General features: G+C 40.2%; 8 protein-coding genes and 1 pseudogene. 7 read left to right on the forward strand and 2 right to left on the reverse strand.

The annotated features are described in order from the left end of the window. Nucleotides 1–8 precede the first annotated feature (8 nt). On the forward strand, nucleotides 9–659 hold the full coding sequence (gene trhA, locus D6V41_RS15800) for a PAQR family membrane homeostasis protein TrhA (protein ID WP_136252506.1): 651 nt from the start codon (nucleotides 9–11) through the stop codon (nucleotides 657–659). Here trhA and D6V41_RS15805 read toward each other — a convergent pair. Then, entirely contained in the window at nucleotides 653–1,249 is a 597-nt protein-coding gene (locus D6V41_RS15805) for a DUF4136 domain-containing protein (RefSeq protein WP_168711060.1), read from the reverse strand. The genes trhA and D6V41_RS15805 overlap by 7 nt on opposite strands. Before the next feature lie 288 nt (nucleotides 1,250–1,537). Between D6V41_RS15805 and D6V41_RS15810 the strand changes: the two genes are divergently transcribed. Next, nucleotides 1,538–1,960, forward strand: coding sequence for a hypothetical protein (locus D6V41_RS15810; RefSeq protein ID WP_136252508.1), 423 nt, complete (start codon nucleotides 1,538–1,540; stop codon nucleotides 1,958–1,960). A gap of 14 nt (nucleotides 1,961–1,974) precedes the next feature. Further along, entirely contained in the window at nucleotides 1,975–2,190 is a 216-nt protein-coding gene (locus D6V41_RS15815; protein WP_136252509.1) for a helix-turn-helix transcriptional regulator, read from the forward strand. 46 nt (nucleotides 2,191–2,236) lie between these two features. On the opposite strand, the gene D6V41_RS15820 is transcribed toward D6V41_RS15815, so the two are convergent. Continuing rightward, complete coding sequence (locus D6V41_RS15820; protein WP_168711061.1) at nucleotides 2,237–3,313, reverse strand: AraC family transcriptional regulator; 1,077 nt, start codon at nucleotides 3,311–3,313, stop codon at nucleotides 2,237–2,239. A gap of 211 nt (nucleotides 3,314–3,524) precedes the next feature. On the opposite strand from D6V41_RS15820, the gene D6V41_RS15825 reads away from it, so the two are divergent. The 4 genes and pseudogenes from D6V41_RS15825 to D6V41_RS15840 all read left to right on the forward strand — a co-directional run. After that, nucleotides 3,525–4,343, forward strand: coding sequence for a DUF2306 domain-containing protein (locus tag D6V41_RS15825; protein WP_136252511.1), 819 nt, complete (start codon nucleotides 3,525–3,527; stop codon nucleotides 4,341–4,343). A 109-nt stretch (nucleotides 4,344–4,452) separates the two neighbouring features. Beyond that, nucleotides 4,453–5,178, forward strand: coding sequence for a DUF6088 family protein (locus tag D6V41_RS15830; RefSeq protein ID WP_136252512.1), 726 nt, complete (start codon nucleotides 4,453–4,455; stop codon nucleotides 5,176–5,178). Beyond that, nucleotides 5,178–6,140 (forward strand): nucleotidyl transferase AbiEii/AbiGii toxin family protein, encoded by a 963-nt coding sequence (locus D6V41_RS15835; RefSeq protein WP_136252513.1) that lies wholly within the window; start codon nucleotides 5,178–5,180, stop codon nucleotides 6,138–6,140. The genes D6V41_RS15830 and D6V41_RS15835 overlap by 1 nt, the downstream gene beginning before the upstream one ends. A gap of 24 nt (nucleotides 6,141–6,164) precedes the next feature. After that, a pseudogene (locus tag D6V41_RS15840) lies at nucleotides 6,165–6,305 on the forward strand (transposase); the annotation flags it as partial. Nucleotides 6,306–6,352: the final 47 nt, after the last annotated feature.

Below are 6,352 nucleotides of genomic sequence, written 5' to 3' on the forward strand. Positions count from 1 at the left end.
ATACACATATGCTTCCTAAAAAATCGAAGGACAGCGATTTAAATGCCTATCTTCGAAGTGAAGAGTGGATCAACTCTCTCACTCATGCGTTAGGTGCACTGTTAGGTGTTGCAGGCCTGATTTTACTCTTACTTGCATCAAACGACGTCGTCGCCAGCCTTACTGCTGTTGTGTATGGACTAAGTTTGGTTGCCATGTTCACTGCTTCAGCGCTTTACCACATCTCTATCGATGAAAAGAAACGGCGATTTTTGCGCAAAGTCGACCATATTTCGATTTATCTGCTGATTGCAGGTTCATATACACCATTTTTGGTACTAGCGGTTAAAGGATTCTGGGGCTGGCTTGGGCTTGGCGTGATATGGTCGGTCGCAATCGCCGGTATTACTTTTAAACTGTTATTTGGCTACAAGTATCCTAAGATTAGCGTTTATACCTATGCGATTATGGGGTGGTTAGCGTTATTTTTGATATATCCAATATATCAGGCGCTTGATTTAACTGGTTTTATTTTATTACTGGCTGGAGGCTTGAGTTACAGCGCAGGAATACCTCTTTATATGCTAAAAAGCCGCCATTATTCACACGCGCTGTGGCATCTTTGTGTAGTGGCAGGCGCCGCCTGCCACTTCTTCGCTATTTATGTTTACGTTTATTGAACAGCACTTTTTAAAGCCTGCCCCTGATTTGGAAAGTCAGCTAAAGTGCTGGCTACTGCCAAATTGACAAATTCCTCTTTTCCGGCTTTTTCTTCACTAGATAAGTTTTTTGATGAGACACCATGCCAAACAGGCTGTTTGCGCGCATTATCAAATACATCAATCGCTAAACTACCTTCGTTATAAATGCGAGTAGATTCCTGATAAAGTGGCATGTTTAAGCCCCAGTATTGGCCGCCCCATCGCCATCCATTTGTTACCATAAATGTTGGCTCCTGCATGACACGCATTTTTTCGCGAGAACCTACTGTAAAGGATAAGGCAATATCCGCTTGGTCTAAAGACTCTACAAATGTGTAGCCTTTGGTCTCCATCGTCGCTTTCACCGCATCAATGATTCGATTTTGCACCAAGGGGCTGATGATAGCATCGCTTTGCATTTTAAGTGGTTCATCGCTTGTCCAGGTAAAGGTGCGATACTGGGTAAAATCCTGTTCAGGATCATAATCTGTATAGACTCTTGGACCGCTGGCACAAGCCGTCAAAATAATAGCTGCCACAGCGCATATTAGTAAACGTACAGTTTGCATTCTAAGTTCCTTACACTCTAAATAGGTATTGATTGCGAGCTTATTTGCTTTTTTAGGTTCCATTATCTTATGTAAATATAAGAGTTTTAACCAGTTAATAAGTTCGAAAGAAATAAGAAGTTAGCGAAAATCTGTATATATTGCTTAATCTGTCGAATACAGGCGATGTTAAAAATATTTGACATAACATTAAAACACAGCTATTTTGAATGTTAAGTATTTTTAACATCAAACATTTGCAACGGGCAGTAATTAGTGCTGTGTTGTTTTTTAAGTGTAGGAGAGCTTATGTCATTTAAAGAAAAATCTGCGTGGGTGATGCTTATATCACTTCTTGTGACCGGAATTTTGTTTTCACGTGCGGTGCTAACAAATATAGAGATGGGTAGCATAATTGCGCCATCGGTTCCTTTATTTATTGGCTTTACAATCGTATTAACGCTTTTATCTATTGTTGGCCATATCGTTATTGCAGCGCTGAGCCCAAAGGATGCAAATGGAAAAACAGATGAAAGAGAAAGTCGGGTGATAGAAAAGGCAGGAAATACATCTGGCGTCATTTTTGACGTCGGTGTGGTTGCCGCTTTACTGCTCTATTTGCTTATCGGTAACGGCGACGCATTATTTTATCTTGTTTTTTCGAGCCTGCTGCTTGCATCGATTGCAGAGTATGCCATACAAATTTACCTTTTCAGAAGGCCAATGTTTTAGAGCGTGTATATCTTATGTCTAAGCAATTTCCTATTGCGAATCAGGTCCGCGCCTTGCGAGAAGCAAATGGACAGATTTCGCAATCAGAATTAGGTGATGCGGTTGGCGTAACCCGCCAAACTATTGCGGCCATTGAACAGCGACGGTATTCGCCATCTCTTGAGGTGGCGTTTAAAATTGCGAAGCATTTCAACGTAGGTATTGAAAATGTGTTTTATTGGGATGAGTAGAAAAGCACAGCGAGGCTGCTTATCTAATAGAACATCGCAAAGCTTCTTAAATCAGCCTATGTTTTTTATACTCGCTTGGTAACAAACCGACGCTTGATTTAAATGCGCGATTAAAGGTTACTAACGATGAAAAACCACTCTCCAGACTTATCACCAGCATGCTCCAAGCTTTGGTATTATCTGAGCTTAGTAAATGTTTTGCATGTTCTATACGATGGTAGTTAATAAAGGCATTAAAATTTTGCGATTTGAAATGATGCCTGATGGCGCGGCTTACTTTGTATTCAGGCTCATTAATGGCCTGCGCAATATCAATGATTTTTAGATTCGGCTTTAAAAAGATCTGCTCATCTGAAATCAGTTTTTCAATCGCAATAATAGTGCTGGGTTCAATCGAATGAAAACTCATACTACTAATCGGGTTCAAAGACTGACGTTCAGTACCTTCATGTAAATTTTCCTCTGGTTTAGTACGAGATTGATGAGCCTGAAGCATCAGAATAATTTGAATACTCAGCATAATTGCAAATGCTGAACACGCCATCAAATAAGGCATGATAAGTTCAAGTTTTACACTATTTTGAACCATGGCTGGATACACCATACACGCCGACAATCCAAAAATAAATGCACCTGCAAAAACTAATCGCTGGAGTTTTTCCTGCTTTGACTTGCATGAAAACTGCCTTAACGCTTCCCAAAAGGTCAAGGCTAGCACCGTAGATGACAAAAGATTGAGCACTTCGCTCAACCCGCCCTTAAGTGGTGTGAGGTATGGCGCGTGAATATCAATTCCAGCCAAAAAAGCATTCGTTTGGTTAAGCATTATCATTATTGCGATAACGCCCGCAACCGCAATATGTTCAATGGCAATTGCATTCCTGTCGCGAAATAATGAACGGGAGATGAGCCATACCATATTACAAGTGGCGCAAGCGCCAAGACCTATAAGATGCTGATAAGCGCCTAATGCTGGAGCGCTGAGGTTTTGTAAAGAAACCATCACCATTGAACCGCAAAATATAGCGAATAAATAATGCTTTGTTTCTTTATTTTTTTGAACTGCCTGCAAAAGCATCAGGGAACAGCTTGCGATAAGAAGAAATAGATTTGGCCAGTCCATTTTTTTCTCGATGGTATTTATTTTGATATTATCTGAGTCTATTGAGTTAAATGACGGGTCGCAAATTACGTTTGTAAGGAAATATGTAAAATTGGTGGTAGTAAAAAGTAAGCCATTTCGCATTTTTATATAGTCGAATTCGAAATTTGAAAAGAATTACGTAATAAACGGCCTACTATCTGATGCATGTAATCAGAAACATCAGGTAAGTATGTCAGCTCAATTTTCAACCACTCCTTCGCTTTCGGAAAAGACGCTCATTATTGGCACTCGCCTTTGGCTGTCGTGTTTAATTCTGGCACAAATAATCTTTATTACCTATCTCATGCTAGGTTATGGACTTGCCTCCATTGAAAACCGAATTGAAGACTGGAACAAATTTAACAATACGGCCTACGTGTCAAACGATACTCTTGGCAATTTCTTTTATGGGCTACATGTACTCTTGGCGATTGTGATGATTGCGGGAGGAAGCTTGCAGCTAATTCCTTCTATTCGCAATCGTTTCATCAGTTTTCATCGCCTTAATGGAAGATTGTATCTTAGTTTGGCATGCGTGATATCAATTGCCGGCATGTACTTGATTCTGGTTCGAGGAACGGTCGGTGACCTTTTTCTTCACAGCATGACATTTTTTAGTGGGCTTGTTGTTTTAAGCAGTAGTTTTTTCGCCATTAAAGCTATCCGCGGGAAAGATATCAAGCGCCATCAAACATGGGCAATCCGATTATTTTTAGCTGCAAATGGTGTACTGTTTTTTCGCCTATTCATATTTGGCTGGTTTCTACTATTCGGTCCTTTAGGGGTAAATACCAGCGATTTTACCGGACCTACTGTATACGCCGTGAGTATCTGCTCTTATGTGCTTCCGCTACTGATATTTGAATGGTATCGATATGCAATCCGCAATAATTCCAGAAAATCGAAAGTGTCTCTAGGTTTGGTGTTGTCGCTTATTTCACTGATATTCTTAACCGGGCTTATTGGCATAACCATGGGAAATTGGTACCCAAGTTTGTTTGAAGAGTGAATTGGGCTCATTTCAGATTTATCCTGCAATCTAAATGAGGCATGTTTATAACATTAAAAACTTGCCTACCAATGCATAATTGCTTATGATGCAACAAGGAGGTTTTATAATGAGTATTGCTCAAACCGTTCAAAAAAGCATTGAAACAATCCCTGCTGGCACGCTGTTTAGCTACCAGGAGTTGCCAAGTTATGCTCGTTCGCCTAATGCAGTAATAAAAGCTGTAAAACGAATGGTTGATGATAAACGTGTTAAGCGTCTATCAAAAGGCAAATTTTATGTACCAAAAAAAGGGTTACTTGGTACACGCAAACCTTCTGATCAGGAGCTTGTTCGCTCTGTGCTGTACAAAGGTGGTAAATTACGCGGTTACATCACAGGTTTATCGCTGTTCAATCAACTTGGCCTAACGACGCAGATGCCTCGTACTATTACGGTCGCAGTAAATGGAGCGCGTCAAAGAAAAGATTTTGGTACTATCAGTATCAAAACTCAGTCAACGCGCGTGCCCATTGAGCAAAAAGAAGTTATTTTGTTGCAATATTTAGATGTACTAAAAGACATCAAATCCATACCCGACGCTGATGTCGATTTCTCTCTTGTAATCATGCGTAAAAAGGTCTCTGAATTAAGCAAGGCACAACAATCTCGGCTGGTTGCTTTAGCAGAGGAGTTTTATAGCCCACAAACCAAGGCTTTGGTTGGTTTGTTGTATTCCAACTTGCGGCTACCCTTATCAAAAACATTGGCTTGTTCTCTTAACCCAACAACAAGCTATAATCTGAATCTTGACGAAAAGAACTGGCCTGAAGCTAAGGATTGGAATATACGCTAATGCGATTACACGAAGACAAGGACGCTTTCTCTGAATTAATTGAAAAAACCGCTGAGTACATTGGATTGCCTCAAGTTTACATTGAAAAAGACTATTGGGTAACAAAATCACTCAAACAACTATCCCAATCTAACTACGTAGAAGATGTCGTATTCAAAGGCGGCACGTCTTTATCAAAAGCCTATCAGCTCGTTGAACGATTCTCAGAAGACATTGATCTCGCTATCTTTGCTGCTAACAAAACAGATGCAGCTCGCAAGAAATTGTTAAAATCAGCAGAGGCGACTGTAAGTGCAGGTTTGGTTGCTGTAATAGATGATCCTCGCATTTCGAAAGGCTCTACATATCGTAAAACAGTTTACCAATATCCACGCCATGTAGATGGCACTCAATTTGGACAAGCTTCACCCGAGTTACTCATTGAAGTCAACGCGTTCACGCACCCTGAACCCTGTGAGCTTAAAAGTATTGAAACCATTATTGCCCAAACACTTCCCAGCCTGAACGGTACAGAACTTATCAGCAACTTTGACTTAGAAAGCTTTCAAATCAAAGTGTTGTCCGTCAAGCGAACGCTGGTAGAAAAAATGCTCGGTGTCATAAAAGATAGTTATTGTGATGATCCTGTTGCCCAGCTATCAAAGCGTATCCGACATCTCTATGATATTTGTCTCATTCTTCAACAGACCGAAAACGCTGTATTTGTTGAAAGCGATGAATTTTTAACGTTGTGCAAAATCTGTATTGATGAAGAATCGTCAGGTAACTTTTTTAGCGCAAAATGTTTTAATAATTCATTAGCAGACGCACCATTGTTTAACCAATTTTCTGACTGGCATGAAAGGCTACTCACAACGTATAACGGTGTATTTGCCGACCTTGTGTATGGGGAGCGTCCCGATATTGAGGAGATAGCAAATTCGTTAAAATTCCTTCAATTCCATTTACAAAGGCTCGGTTAGTGTCCATTTGGCGCTCTAGGAATAAATGATGGAATAACAGAAGGCTTTCACAATAAAATGGAAATGATATCGAGAAGAGCGTATGGTTTCAGAAACTTTGAAAATTATCGTATAAGAGTGATGACCCATTGTGCTTGGAATGGGATTATTAATATAACAAGATGAACGCTGATCCCCCGTTTATGGGGTAGAGCCCATTATTTTTAGAGGGG

Origin of the sequence: Ningiella ruwaisensis, from assembly GCF_004798935.1 — a bacterium.
Classification (GTDB): Bacteria; Pseudomonadota; Gammaproteobacteria; order Enterobacterales; family Alteromonadaceae; genus Glaciecola; species Glaciecola ruwaisensis.

Coding starts and splice junctions, on each gene's coding strand:
- trhA (WP_136252506.1), top strand. CDS start 9: ATGCTTCCTAAAAAATCGAAGGACAGCGATTTAAATGCCTATCTTCGA.
- D6V41_RS15805 (WP_168711060.1), bottom strand. CDS start 1,249: ATGCAAACTGTACGTTTACTAATATGCGCTGTGGCAGCTATTATTTTG.
- D6V41_RS15810 (WP_136252508.1), top strand. CDS start 1,538: ATGTCATTTAAAGAAAAATCTGCGTGGGTGATGCTTATATCACTTCTT.
- D6V41_RS15815 (WP_136252509.1), top strand. CDS start 1,975: ATGTCTAAGCAATTTCCTATTGCGAATCAGGTCCGCGCCTTGCGAGAA.
- D6V41_RS15820 (WP_168711061.1), bottom strand. CDS start 3,313: ATGGACTGGCCAAATCTATTTCTTCTTATCGCAAGCTGTTCCCTGATG.
- D6V41_RS15825 (WP_136252511.1), top strand. CDS start 3,525: ATGTCAGCTCAATTTTCAACCACTCCTTCGCTTTCGGAAAAGACGCTC.
- D6V41_RS15830 (WP_136252512.1), top strand. CDS start 4,453: ATGAGTATTGCTCAAACCGTTCAAAAAAGCATTGAAACAATCCCTGCT.
- D6V41_RS15835 (WP_136252513.1), top strand. CDS start 5,178: ATGCGATTACACGAAGACAAGGACGCTTTCTCTGAATTAATTGAAAAA.